Here is a 20,222-nt window from a genome sequence, read left to right as displayed (position 1 = left end):
CGACACCATGCCGCGCGGCGTGCTGGGCATGAATGCGGCGATGATGGAGGACTACCTCAAGTTCATCGCCAACCGTCGCCTGTCGCAGATCGGTTTGAAGGAAGAGTACCCGGGGACCACCAACCCGTTCCCATGGATGAGCGAGATCATGGACTTGAAGAAAGAGAAGAACTTCTTCGAGACCCGCGTGATCGAGTATCAGACTGGCGGGGCGTTAAGTTGGGATTGATGCGGCTGTTCACCTTGGGTGAATAGAGTGAAACACCGGAAAGCCCTGAACCTGTTCAGGGCTTTTTTGTTTGTGTCTGATCACAGCGTAAAGCCTTTGTTTCAGCAGGTTTCGATGTGTGGACGCCCTCAAGCTCCGAGTGCAATCTAAGCACGCATCAACGCTTGGCTGGCATCCACGCTCGAACACAATTCACAGCAGAGATCGTATATCAATGAGATACACAACACTTACATCTGATACACAGGAATGCTACGATTGTGCCGCAGGTCTGCTCCACCTGCCGACGACAGAGAGCGCCCCCATAGAGGGTTTCATGATGCTGAAGACCAGCCAGCCAGAACCGACGAAAGAAAAGCCCGTACCTATCAACATGCGGGCAGACATCAAGAAACGAAATTTGATTGATATCGCTGCTGCCTTGTCAGGCCGTGACCGTACCAGCTTCATTCTGGAAGCAGCCTGCCAGAAAGCTGAAGAGGTCATCTTGGACAAGCGGTTGTTCGTACTCGATGAGGACGCGTTTGACTCATTCGAGAAAGCTTTGGAAGACAACCCGGTGCGAGGGAACCAGTGCCTGCAAAAACTCCTGGCAAGGCCAAAACGCTGGAGCTGAGCGCTCCCGCAAAGCTAAACGAGCAGCACGATCTGAACGATTTCGATTGTGGTGAAAGCTCGATCAATGAGTACCTCGTCAAAAAAGCACATAGAGCCCAGACCGCTAAACACGCGGTGGTCTATGTGATTTGTCTCAAAGGTACCCAGAAGGTCATCGGCTACTACACCCTATCCAACGGGTCGGCCATGCGCGCGTCCGTGGTACCGAAGAGTCGGCAACGTAATTCGCCGGGACAGCATCCCGTTACCATCATCGGTCGGATCGGCATCAGTCTCGTCGCTCAGGGCAACGGTTATGCTATCGATCTGCTACAGGATGCAATCGAACGCTGTATCAGCGCCTCCGAAACGGTGGGCTCAACAGCCGTTCTGGTCCATCCCCTGAATGACCGGCTCGCAGACTTTTATGCCCGGCACGCAGGCTTCATCCCCTGCCCCGGCGTCTCACCGATCACAATGATGCTGCCATTGCAGTAAATACCGAAAAGCCCTTTAAGTTGACCTTGGCCGAATGCCGATCCCCTGCTCCTTGGCTATCCGCGCAGCTTCAGGGTGTGCCTGGCTATAGCCCACCAAAAAAGCCGTGTCAGCGACGCAGTGAACAGGAGAATCTGATCGCCGTACGTAGCAAAGAACTTGAGGCGTATTGCGCAACCAAGAAAGATGTAACTTTTACTTAGGTTTGTCTGCACAGTGGCATTTTGAAGCCGTGCAAGGTTCACCATTTGGGTGATGGTCGGCGCACGCCTGGCAGCAGTAGTGCTTACCATGACGCACGACCGCATGCTCACCAACCTTGCAGGTACAGTGCGGGCAGGCGCAGGTTTGTTCATTCATGATCGGACTCCGGTTGTCGGGTAGTCGCCAGGCATTGCGGTGCAACGCGTATGAACAGTTGAGTTATACGATCCATCATCGGCCTCCACTTACGTCTTGGCAATGCTCTTTTTTCATTGTGTCGGAGTCGAATAACAAGCCTAACCCATCAGCAGGGAGGTGCATTTTCGGCGTAGGATCATTTGCCAATAGGGGCTCAGGCAGCAACCAGACGATCCACGACCGGCTGCTCACGGTGCTCGGCTTGCCACAAGTCATAGTTCATTTGCAGGCCCAGCCAGAAACAGCACCCATCTCTCCCTAATGTCGACGGTGGCAGCAAGTCAATGACAAGGCAGGCCGGCCACGGTCAGAAATTGACAGGCAGCTTTGGGATCGTTATTGCTTTGCGCTTCGCTGGCGAGTGTCGACCAGGGCTCGATGTTCGACGGCGTGCTTTCAACGTGAAGGGCGGTAATGAGTGGCCGCCAATCCTTTCGTGGCAACCAATCGGCCAGATCGAGTATTACGTCATCTGACTCGCGTTTCTCTAGCGCGACCTTGAGCTGCGCCGGGTTCTTGAATAACCAGGCTATTCGCCGGCGCTTTTCCGGGACTGGCAAGCTAGCGTGGCTGATCGCATCGATTGCGGCGAGGATCCATTTCGGGGGAACAGGGTTTTGGCCCCAATGGTACAGCTTGACCAAGTCAAATGATTGTATCGCGCCGAGGTAGTCATCGCGTTGGACGGTGAATGTACGGTAGATAAAGCCTTCCACATCTTGTGGAGCGTCCCAGGTTGTGGAATTGCCGTCTCTAGAGTTATCCACTGCTCCCAGGCACGCGCTCAAATCGCCTTGCAGATCGCATTGCGCTTGTAGGGCCTGAGCGACAGGAGCATAAGCAGAGACCTCTTTGAGATAATAGGGAGCGCTTTTAGTCCAGGCCAGAAGATGAGGCGCAAGCCCACCACTACAGCGATCGCCTGACTCTCTATATGCCAAGTAATACCGTGTCCCCTCCTGAGTATCACGCAGGCCCAATAGCCCGGCGCTGGCACCTCCATCAAAGCGAAGCGCCTCAATGGCACCATTACGCTCCATTCGCGATTCAGTCACTTCAAGCCTTTCGAAGCAGGGGTTCATACGCTCGTACCCCCCTATAAAATCGTCGTTATCTGCCGAGCCCACCATGTCCCAAAAACCAGACACGACCATCGCGCAGTTATCCGACTCAGGCACGTCTAACAGCTGTACCGTCTCGAAATGCAGTTGTCTGGAATCTTCCTCTTCGCCTGGGGCCAGAAGCGACTTTAACCAGCCGTCGCTTGGCAAAAAATTGCACTTCACTGGCTCGAAGACAAACCGTGCAGCACTCGCCACGTCGGCAACCGGTGCCACAACACCCAACGCAAGCAACTGGGCGTAAACATGGGGAGCAGTGTTAAGCACGCAAGCCTTGGGGAAGGAAAGCGGATGAACAACTGCGCCCAATTGGATCAGCGTGTTCAGACTGGCTATCTGAAGAGCCTGGGGCGAATCTGAATTATTGGTGCAGGTGAAGGGCTTGCGACCAAACGGACGTATTAGCTTTTCAATAATGTTATTGGCGAGATCTGGTACTTGCTCGGTCATCAGCGGCCAGCTTTGCTGTAGCTCAGCAACAGGGCGCACGAGCCAGTCGCGAATCTCGTCGGGATGATTAGAATTCTCTGTCCTCTCAGTGGCCAAGGTATTTTCAATACGATAACCGTGCTTGAACAACTCCGCCCATAGCGATATCGGAACCGCGTAAAGCAGCTGAGGCACACGCTGCACATCAAGCCGTAACGCGCGGCGCTGCAACAGAGCCGACCAGATCATCAGTCGTTGCTCGATAGACCTTACGCCTTGCAAACCCGCCTGAGCTGCAGACGCAGACTCTGCTGTCAGTATCTCATCCGGCACCAAGGCCAACGCCCAGGAAAACTCTTCAACAGAACCCGATGCAGCGATTGCCAGCCAGTTGTAAAGATGGTTTGAATCAGCCAACCAATGATTAAGAATCGTCGTCGGCAAGTGCTCAGCCAATGCTTTGCGCGCATCGAAAGGCAAAGGCGCCGGGTCGATTCCATTCAAGGTTCTCGGCCTGGCAACCATCCACGGAAGCAGCAATTCAGTCAGCTCTTCAGACTGTTCGGGGCGGCGCAAATCCGAGGCGAACAGGGCCTTCACGTCATCGGCTGAGGCCAGCGTCTGAAGTAAATAGCCAAATATCGGGAGCTGCATTTGCGAATCGAGTTTTTTCCAAGCGGCAAGATCGACTGTTTTAAAAGAGCCACGAACAGACTGATCCTCGGCGGGTTGAACACTCTGGCAATTGCCATATCTGTCCAGCTCGCCGGGCGCGGGTAACTGGCGGCTGTCCACCTCCAGCGCTTGCTGGACAGCACCTCGCTCGAGCTCATAATTGAGCATGCAAGAACCCAGTTTGCCAGTCGGGGCCGCGAAGTGGCGGGCCAGCAGTTCATCGAGCGCGGCGGGGTTCTGAACTAGATAGCGGTCAGTCCGTTGCTGACCCGACAACTGCTGATACACCGGCAGCGCCAGCAGCGCATCAACGATGCTCCAATGGCCCATATAGATAGCCAAGCCAAGAGAGTCTGGATCGCGTGAAAAACCAGCCACTGTCGCCAATGGATCAGCGCCTTGGCTTATCAACCACATGGCCACGTCTTTCATATTGGCGCGCACGGCATGCTGCAAAAGTGTGCCGTGGAACGCGACCTGCTGCATGTCGGCGTTCTGATGCGATAGGTATTCAATCAGGCCAGCTTCATCGGTGGCCTTAAAATCTTCCGGGGCGAAAACCTGCCATTCACCGTCGCCCTCCGGCTGGGCTTGCGGCATCGAAAGTAATGCACTGAAAGCATCGGTCGTACCCTGGCTATCTTTTTCGTCGGCATAGGCCTGAGCGCTACACAGCACCACCACGACAAAAAGAGCACGACTAAACAAACGACGCATGACTATCCTTGTCCTGGGCAATGAAAGGCTGTTTCTGATAAGCACCAGCAGTGGAGCAGTTGGCGGTAGCACTATGCACGAACCGCTTACTCGAAGCACTCTGATTTAAAGCTTATAAGATATGGCCAGTATGAATCACTGTTAATTGTAGGGGTTGTAGCCACCCTCAATTGCATTGCTGAGCGTCACCCCCTGTTTCCATCTAGATCGGGTTTGGGGGAGCGCTTATGTTGCACTGAACCTGCCCTTCGCTTGCTACTAGATTTGATGCCTCTCACGGTACTGGCACACCGGTATTTTCTACTCCCCGTCATCGCTCCACCACTCAGTTCGGCAGTTGCAGCTTCATGTCTCCCGGCTTCCTTTTAATCTGCGCATACGGCACAACCGACCACTCAGGGCCTTCGCACGCGTGTGAAATGCCGTCCGGGTAGGGCGCGAAATTGATGCCCTTCGGGGTAAAGTACCAGTAGGCGTATTGCCAGATATCAGGGTCGTTGAAGTCGCACTCGTACTCACTGGCGGGCTTCTTCATGTTCATGGGCGCGATGACTTTCAATTGGTTGATCAGCCAGGGCACCAGCTGTGTTTTACGGTAATCGCCATAGGCCTCCCAGCCGTCGTGCGAGTCTTGCAACACCTCCCCCTTGCCAACCCACAGTACGTTTTCCAATGTTAGGCGCTTGCCGCTTTTAACATCAAAATTGAGCGCCGTGTAGGACGAGGCCGGATGGGCGCCGCAGTAATAGGAACTCGAGATCCCGGCACTGACCACACCGGGCGCCAATAGATGAGGCGTCACCGTCTCACCGAAGGAGGCGTCCACATGGCCTCCTCCCAGCATGCAGTCGTTGTAGTTGACCACTTCAGCCCAAAGACTGGCGCGCAGTTGTTGGTTGATCCGCCGACGCTGTTCGGCGGTGTAGCCGGAGGTGATCTCAAACATCGACAGTTGCGACACCGGCTCGTGCCACCACTGCAAGGTGTGCCCCATCACGGTTTCAACTTTACCTGCTTTGAGCGGCAGGCCCTGTACACGCAGATAGTCATACCGTGACGTATCATAGATGGCCTGCCAGCCAGGCTGAGTCTTCTCGGAGGGTGGCGGGATTTCAGCCGGTGTCAGTTCGATAGGGAGTACTTTGCCAGCGGTATCCTTCCATACTCCTTGCCAACCGCCTTTGTCAGTCGGACTCAGGTGCAGCGTAGGAATGTCACTGATACGTTTGTCGTTTCGGTCCTCCGTCAGTTCCAGATCCTGGCCTTGCAGCGTGCCGGAGACGACAAGATCAGCGTGGTATTTTTGATAAAAGTAACGGCCCCAGATGCCGTCCGTGCGGCTGAAATTAAACTCAAGCACGATCGGCATTTTGCCCAGCGTGCCGCTGTAGACCTGCGTGCCGCTCGCCGCATATGCCACACACGGCATGCAAAGTGCGATGCACAGTGTCATACACCAGACACAGATGCGGCCAGGTATCGCCCGGACAAGTGCAATAAAACGGGTGAGATCGGGCATGCGTAGCTTCCTGCTGGAGACGATGGACAGGCAGTGCCTGACACTGGCACGTATGCGTCCGGGCATCAAGCCTTGCATAACTAGATAGGTTGCCACCTATGCGGCAACAACTGATAGATTTCACTCGCCCGCTGCGTCGGCAAGCGCGTGAGGACATTTTTTAGATACGCATACGGATCATGACAATTAAGCCGCGCAGACTGGATCAAGCTCATGATCACCGCCGCCCTTTTTCCGCTGCGTAGCGATCCGGCGAAGAGCCAGTTCTTGCGTCCAAGGGCCCATGGTCGGATCTGGTTCTCCGCCCAATTATTATCAATGGGTACGGCCCCGTCATTCAGGTAGCACGACGGCGCTGCCCAGCGTTTGAGGCTGTAATCGAGTGCTCTGCTGATAGCCGAACCTTCGGGCACAAGATCATGCTGGGCGATCATCCAGGCATGCAGCCTATCCATCACCGGTACGGCTTTTTCTTGCCGTATTCGGCACCGTAAATCCGGCTCCAGATCGCGCACTTCGCTCTCGATTTCATACAGCAACTGGATGTAGCGCAGAGCCTGCTCGGCGATCTGATTCAAAGCGTCGCACTCTAGATCATGGGGACGGGCCCTACTGCTTGCAGGAGTGCTATTGTTGGTCAATATCATAGGCCTGTGGTTTATCCAGGCAGTGGCGAACTTGATAGGTGGCGCCCTGGCGGTGGCGTATGGAGCGGCCGCATATCGGGCCGTAGGAGGCGTGAGATAGCACTTCGCAAGACATACAATTGATCACTGACGGTGAAAGCCATGAATCAAATTGAACATGTCGTCGTTGTCATGCTGGAAAACCGCTCACTGGATACGATGCTTGGCTGGCTCTATCCAAATGACAGCCCACCGTCGCAGGTCTTGCCGGCGACCAGCGCCCCTCGATTTGACGGCCTGCAACCTGGCATGTCCAACCCCTGCTCGAACTCCACGCCTGCGCGTCATGTGGCAGTGACTCTGCAGGCCAGCGGTTTCCAGGCTCCAGACCCCGATCCACAAGAAACCTTTGCCAACGTCACCTACCAGCTATTCAGAGACGGTCCAGTCAGCCCCGACAATACGCCGCCCATGGGCTTTGTCGACAATTACGCCACCACGAAAACCGCCAATCCCGATCAGATCATGCAGTGCTACAGCCCGGCGCAGTTGCCGGTATTGGCAGAACTGGCGCGCGCCTATGCGGTTTCCGATGCCTGGTTCGCCTCCGTGCCCAGCCAGACCTGGCCTAACCGCGCCTTTGCTCACGCCGGGACGTCCAATGGCAATGTGGACAACGGTGCACCTCCCGATCCATTCGCCTGGGATGTCCCCACCATCTTCAACGTCCTGGGATCGATCGGATGCAGTTGGGGCGTCTACAGCAATACCATCCTCACCCCCTCGCTGACCCGGACAATGTTCCCGAAATTATGGGACCCCATGTTGAGTCCCCACTTCAGAGGTTTTTCCGCGTTTCTGGATGCATGCCAGACCAACTCGCTGCCACGCTATTCGTTTATAGAGCCCAGCTTTCTGGTCGACCCTAACGACCAGCATCCCCCGCATGATGTTCAGGCGGGTGAAGCCTTTCTGTATTCGATCTGGAACGCCGTCAGTACGTCGCCGGGCTGGAACCAGACCTTGCTCATCATCACCTACGACGAGCATGGCGGTTGTTTCGATCATGTCACTCCGCCGTTCAATGCCACCCCGCCGGACCAGGCCCGTTCGCCGAATGGCAACGGCTTCGACTTCACTCGTTTTGGCGTACGCGTGCCAGCCGTGGTGATCTCACCTTACATTCAGGCTGGCACGGTGTTCAGATCGAACACCCCGAATGCACCGTACGATCACACCAGTATCCTGGCGACCTTGCGCGACTGGATCGGTATCCCCGCGAAGGACATGCTCCCCAGCAAGCGGATTGCGAATGCGCCGACGCTCAATCAGTTGCTCACCCTGAATACACCTCGTGTTGATTTACCCCCTATATCAGCGCCGGCTGCGACTACCTTCGCGCAGCCATCGCCGACTGCGGCGCTCAACGATCTTCAAAAAAGCCTGGTCACAGGTTCCGCAAAACGCTTCGGACTCGACCCGGCAGCGACACTGCAGGCGGTAGGTACTAGGCAACATGCCGTTGATTTCTTCACCAGACGGATCACCCACGCACACTCTTAGAACAACCAATGGCTGCACACATCAAGCGGCTACGTTCGCAAGTTTCACATGACAAGTGCAGGCGCCGGGCTGTCCATCCCCACCAACACTGCACTGTCATTCCACAGTTGCTGCGCCACATCATCACGACGAGCCAATTCGGACGGCTGCGGCCAAGTCAGCTCACCTCTCACCAGGGACGCATACAACCGCCCTCTCGGCGGGACAATCCGCCCCAACGCCAGATCGGCCAGGAACTCCCCGGCTTGTATGCGCATGACATCGGCAAAATAGGGACTCAATGCCATGGCCGGCGCAGGCAACGCCCCAACAGGCAAATTACGTCCCAGCCCTGTGCCGGGGATATAACCCGGGTTGTAAGCGATAACCCGCAAACGGCGTGCCTTGACCTCGGCTGAAGCCGCGAAGGCACGGGCCGTCAGCAGATTGCACAACTTCGAGGTGGCGTAAGCGCGAAACCCGGGCTCGAACGCCACACCACCCTGCGCGCCTTTCCCAAGGTCCAACTGCGCCAGCTGTTGCGCATCGACAAAGGGAAACGGCGCAACCGGACTGAACATCGGGTCATGGGTGTTACTGGTGGTGATCACCACAATGGCCTCTCGCGCCAACGCCGGCGCCAGCAGACGCAGCAGCAGATAGTGGCCCAGATGATTGACCGCAAAGGTGGTCTCGTAGCCGTCCACCGTGCGCGCCGCCTTGGGAAAGCTGAGTCCGGCATTGAGCACCAGGGCGTTGATCTTCGTCTTGCCCAGCGTCTCAAGCACCTGCCTGGCGAATTGCCTGACACTGCTCAAGCTCGCCAGCTCCAGCGGCAAACGGGTTTCTCGCCCGCCAAGGATCAACTGGGTGCCGGGGGTGGCGCTCAGTTGCTTTGCTGTCGCCTCCCCCAGACCGAAAGTCCCACCGGTCATGATGATCGTCTTCATGCTCAAAACACCTCGACCAATACGACTTCGGTATCCTCGATAGCCTCGACAACAAGCATCGACTCCTCGCTCATGGCAATCCCGTCCCCCGCTTCGACCCTTTCGCCATTGACCTTCACCGCGCCGAACACCGGCACCAGATAACCCTGGCGAGTAGTCGAACAACATTGGCCCAGGCTCTGGCCGGCCTTAAGAGTCGCCCCCAGCACACGAGCGTTGGCGCGGATCGGCAGAGCGCTTTTATCGTCAGGCATTCCACTGGCCAACACGACCCATTGGCCGGCCCGATCAGACTTGGGAAAAGGCCGCATGCCCCAGTTGGGCAGTCCACCGTTTTCCCGCGGCCGCAACCAGATCTGGAACAGTCTTAACGGAACGTCACCCTCATTGCGCTCTTGATGTCGAATGCCGGTCCCGGCACTCATCACCTGCACGTCACCGGCCTCGGTACGGCCTTGTCCGCCGACACTGTCTTGATGGCTCACCGCACCTTCCAGCACGTAGGAAACGATCTCCATGCTTTCGTGGCCATGCATCGGGAAACCGGTGCCTGGCGCAATCTCGTCGTCATTCCAGACCACCAGAGCCCCCAGCGGACGGTGCGCGGGATTGCCATCAGCCGTTACGTTGAAATGATGGCGGGCCTTGAGCCAGCCATAGTCGCCGCCGCCGAGGTCGGACTTGAATCGATGCTCTAACATTTCAGCTCCTGAAAAAGCGGCTGATTGCCGCGTTAAAGAGCATAAATTTGAAACCAACCAAGAAGAACTGCTGTAAAAGCAACGCTACCTTGTAGAAAATAGAACGATAAACCAGCACGAGACCGGCAATGGACCCTCTGACGGATTTGAACAATATGTACCTGTTCGCCAAGGTGGTGGATCACGGCGGGTTTACAGCAGCGGCGAAGGCGATGGGACTGCAAACCTCGAAGCTCAGCCGCCGTATCAGTGCACTCGAAACGGAATTGGGCGTACGCCTGCTCAATCGCAATTCGCGACGGGTCTCCCTGACCGACGCCGGCCGCCTGTTTCACCAGCACTGCGTGGCCCTGGTGGAGGAAGCCCGGGCGGCAAAGACAGCCATCGATCAAACCCGCGCTTCGCCACGGGGCGTGGTCCGAATCAGTTGCCCATTGGGGGTCTTGCAGATGGGAGCCAGGGCCATTCTGGCGCAATACCTGGTGGACAATCCGGCGGTGCGGATCATGCTCGATGCAACCAACCGGCGTGTCGATGTCATCGAGGAGGGCCTGGATATCGCCCTGCGCGTACGCCTGCTGCCATTGGATGACTCCGAGTTGACGCTGCTGCCGCTGCTGACCTCCCAGCGCATTCTGGTCGCGAGTCCGGCCTTGTTGGCACAGCATGCACCGCTCACTCAACTGGACCACCTGGCGCGTATGCCAACCCTGGCCATGGCCAACACCAACGATAAATATCAATGGCATTTCCAGGCGCCGCACCCCGTCGTGTTGACCCACCAGCCAAGGTTGGCTACCGATGACCTGGAGACACTGCTGCAAGCAACCTTGAGGGGAATCGGTATAGCGCAGCTGCCGACAAGCCTGGTTCAGAACGATCTGATGCAGGGCCGTCTGGTGCAGATACTGCCCGACTGCCCATCGCCCAGCGGCAGCCTGCACGCGATCTACCCTTCCCGGCGGGGCATGGTGCCTGCCGTGCGCAGTCTGCTGGACGCCTTGCTGGCCGGATTCAACCGATAGCGATCAGAACACCAGCTTGTAGCCGATGGAAAACAGCATGACCGCCAGGCACGGCCGCAAGAGGTTATCCGGAACCCGTCCCGCCAGATGGCTGCCGATGTAGATCCCCGGCAGCGAGCCCATCAGCAGGAAGCCCAGCAGTTCCCAGTTCATATTGCCCATGCTCGCGTGCCCCAGGCCTGCAACCAGGGTCAGCGGCACCGCGTGGGCGATTTCCGTGCCCACCAGACGCCGGGTCGGCAGGAACGGATAGAGGATAAACAAGGCCACCGTACCCAGGGCGCCGGCACCAATGGAGGTCAAGGCGACCATGGTGCCGAGGATCAGGCCGGTCAATACCGTCAGCCCGTTCAACTTCGAGTCACTGATCTTCGAGTGATCGACACCACGCCGATGGGCAAACGCCAGCAACTTGTTCTTGAACAGCACCGCCAGTGCCGTCAGCAACAGCACGAAACCCAGCGACTGCTTGATGATGCTGTTCAAGGCTTCGGGCGCGGTGTGCAGGCTGCTCAGAAACCACAAGGTCAACAACACCGCCGGTACGCTGCCCAGGGTCAGCCAGCCGGTAATTTTCCAGTCGATATTGTCATTTTTCCGGTGAACCAGAACGCCACCGGACTTGGTGATCGCGGCGTAGAGCAGGTCCGTGCCCACGGCGGTGGCCGGGTTGATGCCGAACCACAGCAGGATCGGCGTCATCAACGAGCCGCCACCGACGCCGGTCATCCCGACAATAAAACCGACCACCAAGCCTGCAACGACAAAACCGAAATTACCGACATCCATTAGCAAGCCCTGGAGAATCTAGCGAGACGACATAAAAATCTGGCGGGCAGCATAGCGGCTAACGTTATGACTCTTTATATAAATATAATCTAACGTTATAACCATCGTGCCATGCGGACGGTGTGGATCACACATGCAGATTAGCGCGCAGGCCTTCAGTCAGCGTCCCGGCTGCCACTCCGAATGCTCGACCACGCCTTCATAACGCAGCCATGGCACATCATGGGATACCCAGATGTGATGCTCGGCCAGCAGGCCCGGACCTCATCCAGGGTCGCGACACGCACAATCACTACGGGCAGATGCGGCCTTTCGGCCATCAGATGCGAACCGCACCGCGAGCAGAAATAGCGTAGCTTGCCCGGCGAGGATTCATAGGCGGTCAGGGTTTCCTGACCCTTGAGCCAGCGAAAATGCTCACGTTTGACCCCGGCAGTGCTCACAAACGCCGCCGCGTGGGTCTTGCGACAGGTGTGGCAATGACAATGCCCGATCGGCATATCGATAGCGTCGATTTCATATTCGACGGCCCCGCAAGCACAGCTGCCCTTCATACCCGCTCCTTGACCATGAACCACGACAAGGCACGATCCTAACCAGCGGGCGTCAAGCTGACCAGCCGGTATCAGTCCAGGCGAATGCAGCGATACGCCTCGGTCCGATAAGGAAAGGCGATGGTCTCTTGGCCGCGCAAGGCCGGATGGGTTTGAATCAGGGTCTGAAGCTGCTCGGTGACCTGTGCCTTTTCCGCCGCGGGCAATGCCGCAATAAAACTGACCGACAGAAAGCGGTCGATGATGACTTCCTCGGGCGTCCCCACATGACTGTACCCAAAACAGCTCAGTTCCGGCGCCGAGAAGTAGCGGCCGTTGAACGGTTTACGCCAGGCCCCCGTGTGAAAACGCGGAGTATCGCCCTCGTAAGGCGTAATGATCCGGGTAATGGCCGCGACCCAGTCAACCGACTCGTCACGCACGTTCCACACCAGCCCGAGCCGTCCGCCCGGCTTGAGTACCCGGTGAATCTCGGCAAGCGCCGTCTCATGGGCAAACCAGTGAAACGCCTGGGCACACAGCAGCGCGTCGCCAACCCCGGACTCCAGCGGTATCGCATCGGCAGTCCCCGACAGCGCCCGGACCGCTGGCAGGCGCGCGACCAACTCGGCACGCATCGCCTCGACCGGCTCGATGGCCGTTATCGTCGCTCCGGTCGCCTCAAGCAAGCGAGTGAACTTGCCGGTGCCGGCACCGAGGTCGATCACCTGCCCGCCCGGCGCAATACCCAGGGTATCGCGCAGCCACGACAACATCTCGGCCGGATAGTCAGGGCGCCCGTGGGCATAGGTTTTGGCTTCAGCGCTGAAACCGAGTTGTGCTGCTTTGTGAACGCCCGACATGGCCATCGCCTCTTATGGACTAATCCCGATCAATGCTGCCCGACATCAGTCTTCCAGATCCTTGGGCGGTGTTGCCGCCTTACCGGCCTTCTCGGCCTTGGCACCTTTCGCCCCCTTGGCCGGCCTGGCTTCCGGCGGCGCCGCTGGCGCAGGCGCGACAGTGGCTTTCTCCGAGGCCGGCAACGCATCGACCGCACTGAGCACATCCTTGAATGCAATCGGCCCATCGTGTTCGAGGACCTTCTGCTCGCCGTCCTTGCCCACCAGGATCACCGTGGACTTGTCCTCCGGCGTGACCCCCAGCTTGAGCCCGCGAATCAGCGCCATGGTAGCCGGCTGCTCCATCCATTTGCCCGCACGCTTGCCGACGGTCTGGGCCACTTCGTAGAGCACCAGTTGACGATCGTCGATGTCCTTCTTGTTGGCCGGATCCTCGATCGCCTTCTTCAGACTGACCAATGTGGGATCCACCGTACTCGGCGCAATCACGATCAACGGACGGTTTTTCCCCAGATCCTGGGCCAGCGGAGACGGCTCATCGGCCGCCCAGACGGGACTTGTAGCAACGATGGACAGTACAGCGAGGGTCAAAGACCGGATGAACATACACACCTCCTTCGGATATTCATGGGGTAATGATTGCGCATCGCCGGAAAAGGTCCACACGCAAAGCAGTTATTTTTCGAAATTCAAGTAACTTAATTTTTCCTCCTGTAACACATCGAACAATGCCTGGGCCGCCGCCGACAGCTCATGACCAGGTTTGGTCAGTACGCCAATGGCCCGCTCGACCACCGGATCGCACAAGGTGATGCAACGCGCGCCCAGCTCGCGCATCTGTCCGACACACAACGCCGGCACCGCACTCACCCCCAACCCGCTGGCGACCATGCGCCCCACCGTGGCCAGTTGATGGCTCTCGAACTCCACCGGCAAGCTCATGTCCCGCGCCCGCAGATGTTCTTCCAGCATCACCCGCACCGTGGACGGGCGCTGCAAGGTAATGAAGGGCTGCGTCAACAAGGTGGGCCAATCGATCTCAGCCTGGTCGACCCAGGGCGAATCCGCCGGCACCACCGCGACAAAACGGTCGATATACAGCGGCGTGAACGCCAGCGACGAGCCCTGCTGCGGTTCGAAGGCCACCCCCAGTTCCACCTGGCCATCACGGACCATTTCAAGGACCTGCTCGTTGATCACGTCGTTGACCGTGACATTGACCTGGGGATAGCGTGCACGGAAGGTCTTGAGGATCGGCGGTAGCAGGTTACCGGCGAATGACGGCATGGCGGCCAGGGTCACGCGACCGCGCTGCAAGGTGAAACGCTGGCGCAGTTCGTCCTCGGCATTGTCCCAGTCGGCGATCAGGCGCCGGGCCAGGGGCACCAGGACCTCGCCTTCCGGGGTCAGGGCGACATTGCGGGTATTGCGGCTGAACAGTCGCCCGCCCAAGCCCTCCTCGAGGGCCTTGATGGTCAGGCTCAGGGCCGATTGCGACAAATAGAGACGCTCGCCCGCCACGGCGAAACTCAGGCTCTGGGCAACGGCCAGAAAGGCCCTAAGCTGTTTAACGGTCATGAACGAGGTCTCTACTGGAGAAAAGGGCATTCTTGATCTTTATCAATCAATCGACCCTAAAAATCAACTTAACAAATATATCTTCCGGAGCAACACTCACCTCCAGCGGCGAGTCCGACAAACAACAAGAGGATGGTGCATATGGCAGGTTTCGATAAACGCGTGTCTTCCTATGAAGAAGCCCTGGCCGGGCTCGAGGATGGCATGACGGTCCTGAGTGGCGGCTTCGGCCTGTGTGGCATTCCCGAGAACCTGATCGCCGAGATCAAGCGCAAGGGCACCCGCGACCTGACCGTGGTCTCCAACAACTGCGGCGTCGACGGCTTCGGCCTCGGCGTGCTGCTGGAAGACCGGCAGATCCGCAAGGTGGTTGCCTCCTATGTCGGCGAAAACGCCCTCTTCGAAAAACAGCTGCTCAGCGGTGAAATCGAAGTGGTGCTGACCCCCCAAGGCACCCTGGCCGAAAAAATGCGCGCCGGCGGTGCCGGTATCCCGGCTTTCTTCACCGCCACCGGGGTCGGCACCCCGGTCGCCGACGGCAAGGAAACCCGTGAGTTCAACGGCCGTCCGTACCTGATGGAAGAGTCCATCACCGGTGATTTCGCCATTGTCAAAGGCTGGAAAGCCGACCATTTCGGCAATGTCATCTATCGCCACACCGCCCAGAACTTCAACCCGCTGGCCGCGACCGCCGGCAAGATCACCGTGGTCGAAGTCGAGGAAATCGTCGAACCCGGCGAGCTGGAACCATCGCAGATCCACACCCCGGGTATCTATGTCGACCGGGTCATCTGCGGCACGTTCGAAAAGCGCATCGAACAACGCACCGTGCGCAAGTGAACCCCGGCCCTTCCCTCGACTAACGGAGAACAAGAACATGGCACTTTCCCGCGAACAAATGGCCCAGCGCGTCGCCCGCGAAATGCAGGACGGCTACTACGTGAACCTGGGCATCGGCATTCCGACCCTGGTCGCCAACTACATCCCCGCCGGCATGGAAGTCATGCTGCAATCGGAAAACGGCCTGCTCGGCATGGGCGCCTTTCCGACCGACGACGAAGTCGATGCCGACATGATCAACGCCGGCAAACAAACCGTCACCGCCCGTATCGGCGCGTCGATCTTTTCTTCCGCCGAGTCCTTCGCGATGATTCGCGGCGGCCATATCGACCTGACGGTGCTCGGCGCCTTTGAAGTCGACGTCGAGGGCAACATCGCCTCCTGGATGATCCCCGGCAAGCTGGTCAAGGGCATGGGCGGTGCCATGGACCTGGTGGCCGGCGCGGACAACATCATCGTCACCATGACCCATGCGTCCAAGGACGGTGAGTCGAAACTGCTGTCGCGCTGCAGCCTGCCGCTGACCGGCGCGCGCTGCATCAAGCGCGTCTTGACCGACCTGGCCTACCTGGAAATCGAAAACGGCGCGTTCATTCTCAAGGAGCGCGCGCCGGGCGTCAGCGTCGAAGAGATTGTCAGCAAGACCGCGGGTAAACTGATCGTTCCCGACCACGTGCCTGAAATGCAGTTTTCCTGATGAGGAATGAAGCGATGCAAGATGTAGTGATAGTGGCCGCCACCCGCACGGCGGTGGGCAGTTTCCAGGGTTCGCTGGCGAATATCTCCGCCGTGGACCTGGGCGCCGCGGTGATCCGCCAGTTGCTGGCACAGACCGGCCTGGACGGTGCGCTGGTCGATGAAGTGATCATGGGCCAGGTACTGACCGCCGGTGCCGGGCAGAACCCCGCGCGCCAGGCCGCGATCAAGGCCGGCCTGCCCCACGCGGTGCCGGCCATGACCCTGAACAAGGTCTGCGGCTCGGGCCTCAAGGCCCTGCACCTGGCGACCCAGGCGATTCGCTGCGGCGATGCCGAGGTGATCATCGCCGGTGGCCAGGAGAACATGAGCCTGTCCAACTACGTGATGCCCGGTGCCCGCACCGGCCTGCGCATGGGACACGCGCAGATCGTCGACACCATGATCAGTGACGGGCTGTGGGATGCGTTCAACGATTACCATATGGGCATCACCGCCGAGAACCTGGTGGCCAAGTACGATATCAGTCGTGAAGCCCAGGATGAGTTTGCCGCCGCGTCCCAGCAGAAAGCCGTTGCCGCCATTGAAGCCGGGCGTTTCGTCGACGAAATCACCCCGATCCTGATTCCCCAGCGCAAGGGCGATCCGGTGGCCTTCGCTACCGATGAACAACCTCGCGCAGGTACCACCGCCGAGTCGCTGGGCAAGCTCAAGCCGGCGTTCAAGAAAGACGGCACGGTCACCGCCGGTAACGCCTCGTCGCTGAACGACGGGGCCGCCGCCGTGATCCTGATGAGCGCCGCCAAGGCCAAGGCCCTCGGCCTGCCGGTGCTGGCGAAGATCGCGGCTTATGCCAACGCGGGCGTCGACCCGGCGATCATGGGCATCGGCCCGGTCAGCGCGACCCGTCGTTGCCTGGACAAGGCCGGCTGGTCCCTCGACCAGTTGGACCTGATCGAGGCCAACGAAGCCTTTGCCGCCCAGGCGTTGTCGGTGGGCAAGGAACTGGGTTGGGACACGGCCAAGGTCAACGTCAATGGCGGTGCGATTGCCTTGGGTCACCCGATCGGCGCATCGGGCTGCCGGGTACTGGTAACGCTGTTGCATGAAATGCTCAAGCGCGATGCGAAAAAAGGTCTGGCGACCTTGTGCATCGGCGGTGGGCAAGGCGTGGCGCTGGCGATCGAGCGCTAGCTGCCGACGGGCCTCGACAGGGCGAACAACACCCGCCCTGCGACAGGCCCCGATTCTGTAGGAGCTGGCTTGCCAGCGATGAGGCCAGCAAGTCTTGCATAGACTGTCCGGCCGCCATCGCCAGCAAGCCGGCTCCTACAGGTCGGCGTACGCTGTTGTTGTGCTATCGCCTACAGGTTTCATAGCGTTATCCGGCACGGCCCGATAACGATCCTGCTGCTATCCTCGATCTCTACCCCGTAGAAATCGAGCCCACCTGCATGATCCTTATCCTGCTCCCCCACTCCGACTACGACCCCACCGAAAGCAGTGTGCCCTGGCAAGCCATGCGCCGGGCCGGAATCGAGGTGCGCTTCGCCACCCCGCTGGGCGCCCCGGCCTACGCCGACCCACGCCTGGTGGAGCATGGCTTCGGCCTGCTGAACCCCATGCTGATGACCCGCGACAGCGATCTGCAAAGCTACAACACGATGATCACCGACGAGTACTTCCGCCAACCGCTGGCCTACGCCGATGTCGACCCCACGCAGTTCGAAGGGCTGTTCGTGCCAGGCGGACATGCCGAGGGCATGCGCAGCCTGCTGGAATCGGACGTGGCCAAGCGTATCGTCCTGCATTTCTTCAAAACCGGCAAACCCATCGCCTCGGTGTGCCACGGCCCGTTGCTGCTGGCCCGCACTCTCGACCCCGACAGCGGGCGCTCGGTGCTCCATGGGCGCAAGGTCACCGCATTGCTGTCCACCACCATGGAACTGGCCGCCTGGCTGATCACCGCGCCGTGGCTCGGCCGCTACTACCGGACCTACCCACAAACCGTCGAGTCCGAGATCAAGGCCGCGCTGGCCACGCCAAAAGACTTTTCCCAGGGCCCGCCAGCGCTGCTGCGCGATTCCGCGGCCAAACCGGGCCGTGGCTTCGTGGTCCGCGACGGCAACCTGCTGACCGCACGCTGGCCAGGGGATTGCCATCGTCTGGCGGCCGAATGGATCAAAATGCTGAGACCCGCACAAGCCGCCTAGGAGCCGGGCTTGCCGGGATGCCGTTCAGTTGAGGAAGTGAGATATTGAAAACGCCGTAGCGCACTCGGAGGATGAGCGGACCTATCGGTTTCTCGAGCGCGGCGTTGAAATATCGCTTCAGTCCAGCTTGAACGCCTCATCCAGCGGAATGCGATAACCGTTGGCCAGGCGATTGGTTTCGTTGGCCATGCCGACCACCGCCTGCAACTCGCCGAACATCTCGTCGCTCATCCCGGCCTTGCGCGCGGCGGCAGTGTGAGAAGCGATGCAATACGGACAGTTATTGGTGACGCTGACCGCGACGTAGATCAGTTCCTTGGTCAGCGGATCCAGTGCGCCGGGGGCCATGATCTCCTTGAGGCTCTCCCAGGTCCGGCGCAAGGTCGGCGGGTGCGCGGCCAGGCACTTCCAGAAGTTATTGACCTGGTCGACCTTGCGGGTATGCATGATGTCGTCGTAGACGGCGCGAACTTCCGGATTGGCGTCTTCGTATTCGGTCAGATGCTGGGACGGCATGAACGGTTCCTCGGTGAGTGGACAGCGATGGATGAAACGAAGGTTATAGCTGAATCCGTCAGGGCTGTGCTGATCCTTGCGATCCGCGTAAACGAAAACTCCCGGGGCTCTCCCCCGTCCACTGCTTGAACGCGCGGTGGAAGGCACTGGGCTCGCGAAAACCCACTTCCTGGGCGATATCGGCAATGCTCATGGTGCTGCTGCGCAGCCGCTCGAAAGCGATCGCCCGACGCACTTCGTCCTTGATTTCCTGATAGGAAAAGCCCTCGCGCTGCAACGCCCGGCGCAGGCTGGCCAGGTGGATATCGAACTCCAGCGCCAGTTGCTCCAGGGTCGGCCAATGGTCATAACCACAGGCCCGCAAGCGCTGGTGGACCCGGGCGCTGAAACCCTCGCGATTGCGGAAACGGATAAACACCGACTGCGGCGCATCGCGCAAAAAAGTGTAGAGCGACTTGCGATCCTGCAGCACCGGCAAACGCAGGTATTCACGCTCGAATTCGATCTCGGTCACCGCCGCGTCAAACTCCACGTAGGCGCCCCACAACAGGTGCTCGTCGCCATGGGGCGGACAAGCATGGGCGAAACGGGCGCGGCTGATGGGAATGCGCCGTCCGGCCAGCCAGCACATCAGGCCGACGATCAGGATCAGGAAGGTTTCGGTGATCACCGCTTGCAGGTAAGGGTCCTGGGTCTCGGTGCGCATCACCACGACCACCCGCTTGCCACGGATCTGCACCTGGGCATCAATATCCCGCAGGAACAGGGCGAAATACTCCAGAGACAGACCCAGGGCCTTGCCCACGGTCGGCGCCTGGATCAGCCCCCGGCAGATCAGGGCAAAGCTGCCGATGGGCATGCCGTGGGAATCGAAGCCGAAGAACTCGTCGCCCAGTTCGCGGATCACCGTCAGCCAGAGTTGTGCCAGCAGCTTCGGTGCAACCCGCTCCCCCAGTTCGTCCAGGGAACGCTCGGCAAAGCCCGCGGCCTGCAGCAGCTCGGAAATGCGCTGCGGGCGGTCGAGAAAACGCACCAGCAGGGCTTTAATGAAGTAGGACGACACCGAATGTTTTTCTTTCATGAATCCCAAGCTGCGTATGGCAAAAAGTCACAGGTTTACTGAGCAGTTTCGGCATAGGCCGAGTGGGCCGACGGTCCTAGAC

General features: G+C 59.0%; 20 protein-coding genes and 2 pseudogenes. 9 read left to right on the top strand and 13 right to left on the bottom strand.

Annotation, left to right across the window (positions count from 1 at the left end; genetic code table 11):
* From M5C01_RS05550 to M5C01_RS05540, 3 genes are all read left to right on the top strand, one after another.
* On the top strand, positions 1-229 hold a 229-nt coding region (locus M5C01_RS05550; protein WP_332874102.1), incomplete at its 5' end, for a ribonucleotide-diphosphate reductase subunit beta.
* Between the two features lie 316 nt (positions 230-545).
* The gene (locus M5C01_RS05545; RefSeq protein ID WP_247263498.1) at positions 546-845 is read left to right on the top strand and encodes a DUF1778 domain-containing protein; all 300 of its coding nucleotides are present in this window, start codon (positions 546-548) and stop codon (positions 843-845) included.
* Positions 803-1,324: a GNAT family N-acetyltransferase gene (locus tag M5C01_RS05540; protein WP_248747982.1), complete on the top strand. Its 522-nt coding sequence runs from the start codon at positions 803-805 to the stop codon at positions 1,322-1,324. The genes M5C01_RS05545 and M5C01_RS05540 overlap by 43 nt, the downstream gene beginning before the upstream one ends.
* Before the next feature lie 195 nt (positions 1,325-1,519).
* Here M5C01_RS05540 and M5C01_RS05535 read toward each other — a convergent pair whose 3' ends face one another.
* From M5C01_RS05535 to M5C01_RS05520, 4 genes and pseudogenes are all read right to left on the bottom strand, one after another.
* Positions 1,520-1,684 (bottom strand): metallothionein, encoded by a 165-nt coding sequence (locus M5C01_RS05535; protein ID WP_100943706.1) that lies wholly within the window; start codon positions 1,682-1,684, stop codon positions 1,520-1,522.
* Positions 1,685-2,007: 323 nt separating this feature from the next.
* Complete coding sequence (locus M5C01_RS05530; protein ID WP_152737560.1) at positions 2,008-4,668, bottom strand: hypothetical protein; 2,661 nt, start codon at positions 4,666-4,668, stop codon at positions 2,008-2,010.
* 325 nt (positions 4,669-4,993) lie between these two features.
* Positions 4,994-6,187, bottom strand: a complete 1,194-nt coding sequence (locus M5C01_RS05525; RefSeq protein ID WP_152737559.1) for a DUF3298 domain-containing protein — start codon at positions 6,185-6,187, stop codon at positions 4,994-4,996.
* Positions 6,188-6,267: 80 nt separating this feature from the next.
* A pseudogene (locus M5C01_RS05520) lies at positions 6,268-6,762 on the bottom strand (transposase); the annotation flags it as partial.
* Positions 6,763-6,975: 213 nt separating this feature from the next.
* Between M5C01_RS05520 and M5C01_RS05515 the strand changes: the two are divergent.
* Positions 6,976-8,376 carry an alkaline phosphatase family protein gene (locus tag M5C01_RS05515; RefSeq protein ID WP_152737558.1) on the top strand — a complete coding sequence of 467 codons (1,401 nt, stop codon included), beginning with the start codon at positions 6,976-6,978 and terminating at the stop codon, positions 8,374-8,376.
* A 44-nt stretch (positions 8,377-8,420) separates the two neighbouring features.
* On the opposite strand, the gene M5C01_RS05510 is transcribed toward M5C01_RS05515, so the two are convergent.
* Entirely contained in the window at positions 8,421-9,305 is an 885-nt protein-coding gene (locus tag M5C01_RS05510) for an SDR family NAD(P)-dependent oxidoreductase (RefSeq protein ID WP_152737557.1), read from the bottom strand.
* A 2-nt stretch (positions 9,306-9,307) separates the two neighbouring features.
* The gene (locus M5C01_RS05505) at positions 9,308-10,006 is read right to left on the bottom strand and encodes a pirin family protein (RefSeq protein ID WP_152737556.1); all 699 of its coding nucleotides are present in this window, start codon (positions 10,004-10,006) and stop codon (positions 9,308-9,310) included.
* A gap of 128 nt (positions 10,007-10,134) precedes the next feature.
* Here M5C01_RS05505 and M5C01_RS05500 point away from each other — a divergent pair, with 128 nt between their 5' ends.
* Entirely contained in the window at positions 10,135-11,031 is an 897-nt protein-coding gene (locus M5C01_RS05500) for a LysR family transcriptional regulator (protein ID WP_152737555.1), read from the top strand.
* A gap of 3 nt (positions 11,032-11,034) precedes the next feature.
* On the opposite strand, the gene M5C01_RS05495 is transcribed toward M5C01_RS05500, so the two are convergent.
* The 5 genes and pseudogenes from M5C01_RS05495 to M5C01_RS05475 all read right to left on the bottom strand — a co-directional run bounded on the left by M5C01_RS05495 (position 11,035) and on the right by M5C01_RS05475 (position 14,794).
* Complete coding sequence (locus tag M5C01_RS05495) at positions 11,035-11,820, bottom strand: sulfite exporter TauE/SafE family protein (protein WP_103499283.1); 786 nt, start codon at positions 11,818-11,820, stop codon at positions 11,035-11,037.
* Between the two features lie 159 nt (positions 11,821-11,979).
* Positions 11,980-12,374, bottom strand: a pseudogene (locus M5C01_RS05490) (GFA family protein).
* A gap of 71 nt (positions 12,375-12,445) precedes the next feature.
* On the bottom strand, positions 12,446-13,216 hold the full coding sequence (locus M5C01_RS05485) for a class I SAM-dependent methyltransferase (RefSeq protein ID WP_103499287.1): 771 nt from the start codon (positions 13,214-13,216) through the stop codon (positions 12,446-12,448).
* A 45-nt stretch (positions 13,217-13,261) separates the two neighbouring features.
* Entirely contained in the window at positions 13,262-13,822 is a 561-nt protein-coding gene (locus M5C01_RS05480; RefSeq protein WP_152737554.1) for a DUF4174 domain-containing protein, read from the bottom strand.
* Between the two features lie 69 nt (positions 13,823-13,891).
* Positions 13,892-14,794 (bottom strand): LysR family transcriptional regulator, encoded by a 903-nt coding sequence (locus M5C01_RS05475; RefSeq protein WP_103499280.1) that lies wholly within the window; start codon positions 14,792-14,794, stop codon positions 13,892-13,894.
* Positions 14,795-14,935: 141 nt separating this feature from the next.
* Here M5C01_RS05475 and M5C01_RS05470 point away from each other — a divergent pair, with 141 nt between their 5' ends.
* From M5C01_RS05470 to M5C01_RS05455, 4 genes are all read left to right on the top strand, one after another.
* Entirely contained in the window at positions 14,936-15,634 is a 699-nt protein-coding gene (locus M5C01_RS05470) for a CoA transferase subunit A (RefSeq protein WP_103499279.1), read from the top strand.
* Positions 15,635-15,671: 37 nt separating this feature from the next.
* The gene (locus tag M5C01_RS05465) at positions 15,672-16,331 is read left to right on the top strand and encodes a CoA transferase subunit B (RefSeq protein ID WP_100943506.1); all 660 of its coding nucleotides are present in this window, start codon (positions 15,672-15,674) and stop codon (positions 16,329-16,331) included.
* Positions 16,332-16,345: 14 nt separating this feature from the next.
* Positions 16,346-17,524 (top strand): acetyl-CoA C-acetyltransferase, encoded by a 1,179-nt coding sequence (locus M5C01_RS05460; RefSeq protein WP_152737553.1) that lies wholly within the window; start codon positions 16,346-16,348, stop codon positions 17,522-17,524.
* A 260-nt stretch (positions 17,525-17,784) separates the two neighbouring features.
* Complete coding sequence (locus tag M5C01_RS05455; protein ID WP_152737552.1) at positions 17,785-18,543, top strand: DJ-1/PfpI family protein; 759 nt, start codon at positions 17,785-17,787, stop codon at positions 18,541-18,543.
* A gap of 117 nt (positions 18,544-18,660) precedes the next feature.
* On the opposite strand, the gene M5C01_RS05450 is transcribed toward M5C01_RS05455, so the two are convergent.
* Together M5C01_RS05450 and M5C01_RS05445 are read right to left on the bottom strand one after the other, a co-directional pair.
* Positions 18,661-19,059, bottom strand: a complete 399-nt coding sequence (locus M5C01_RS05450) for a carboxymuconolactone decarboxylase family protein (protein ID WP_152737551.1) — start codon at positions 19,057-19,059, stop codon at positions 18,661-18,663.
* Positions 19,060-19,117: 58 nt separating this feature from the next.
* Positions 19,118-20,140, bottom strand: a complete 1,023-nt coding sequence (locus M5C01_RS05445; RefSeq protein ID WP_152737550.1) for an AraC family transcriptional regulator — start codon at positions 20,138-20,140, stop codon at positions 19,118-19,120.
* Positions 20,141-20,222: the final 82 nt, after the last annotated feature.

The organism is Pseudomonas sp. MWU12-2319 (assembly GCF_023242525.1).
Taxonomy (GTDB): domain Bacteria; phylum Pseudomonadota; class Gammaproteobacteria; order Pseudomonadales; family Pseudomonadaceae; genus Aquipseudomonas; species Aquipseudomonas gingeri_D.
Note: the sequence above shows the minus strand (reverse complement) of the source record. Positions and strands in the feature narration are given on the sequence as shown.

Coding starts and splice junctions, on each gene's coding strand:
- M5C01_RS05475 (WP_103499280.1), bottom strand. CDS start 14,794: ATGACCGTTAAACAGCTTAGGGCCTTTCTGGCCGTTGCCCAGAGCCTG.
- M5C01_RS05535 (WP_100943706.1), bottom strand. CDS start 1,684: ATGAATGAACAAACCTGCGCCTGCCCGCACTGTACCTGCAAGGTTGGT.
- M5C01_RS05515 (WP_152737558.1), top strand. CDS start 6,976: ATGAATCAAATTGAACATGTCGTCGTTGTCATGCTGGAAAACCGCTCA.
- M5C01_RS05505 (WP_152737556.1), bottom strand. CDS start 10,006: ATGTTAGAGCATCGATTCAAGTCCGACCTCGGCGGCGGCGACTATGGC.
- M5C01_RS05510 (WP_152737557.1), bottom strand. CDS start 9,305: ATGAAGACGATCATCATGACCGGTGGGACTTTCGGTCTGGGGGAGGCG.
- M5C01_RS05495 (WP_103499283.1), bottom strand. CDS start 11,820: ATGGATGTCGGTAATTTCGGTTTTGTCGTTGCAGGCTTGGTGGTCGGT.
- M5C01_RS05455 (WP_152737552.1), top strand. CDS start 17,785: ATGATCCTTATCCTGCTCCCCCACTCCGACTACGACCCCACCGAAAGC.
- M5C01_RS05530 (WP_152737560.1), bottom strand. CDS start 4,668: ATGCGTCGTTTGTTTAGTCGTGCTCTTTTTGTCGTGGTGGTGCTGTGT.
- M5C01_RS05470 (WP_103499279.1), top strand. CDS start 14,936: ATGGCAGGTTTCGATAAACGCGTGTCTTCCTATGAAGAAGCCCTGGCC.
- M5C01_RS05465 (WP_100943506.1), top strand. CDS start 15,672: ATGGCACTTTCCCGCGAACAAATGGCCCAGCGCGTCGCCCGCGAAATG.
- M5C01_RS05450 (WP_152737551.1), bottom strand. CDS start 19,059: ATGCCGTCCCAGCATCTGACCGAATACGAAGACGCCAATCCGGAAGTT.
- M5C01_RS05525 (WP_152737559.1), bottom strand. CDS start 6,187: ATGCCCGATCTCACCCGTTTTATTGCACTTGTCCGGGCGATACCTGGC.
- M5C01_RS05460 (WP_152737553.1), top strand. CDS start 16,346: ATGCAAGATGTAGTGATAGTGGCCGCCACCCGCACGGCGGTGGGCAGT.
- M5C01_RS05545 (WP_247263498.1), top strand. CDS start 546: ATGATGCTGAAGACCAGCCAGCCAGAACCGACGAAAGAAAAGCCCGTA.
- M5C01_RS05500 (WP_152737555.1), top strand. CDS start 10,135: ATGGACCCTCTGACGGATTTGAACAATATGTACCTGTTCGCCAAGGTG.
- M5C01_RS05485 (WP_103499287.1), bottom strand. CDS start 13,216: ATGTCGGGCGTTCACAAAGCAGCACAACTCGGTTTCAGCGCTGAAGCC.
- M5C01_RS05480 (WP_152737554.1), bottom strand. CDS start 13,822: ATGTTCATCCGGTCTTTGACCCTCGCTGTACTGTCCATCGTTGCTACA.
- M5C01_RS05445 (WP_152737550.1), bottom strand. CDS start 20,140: ATGAAAGAAAAACATTCGGTGTCGTCCTACTTCATTAAAGCCCTGCTG.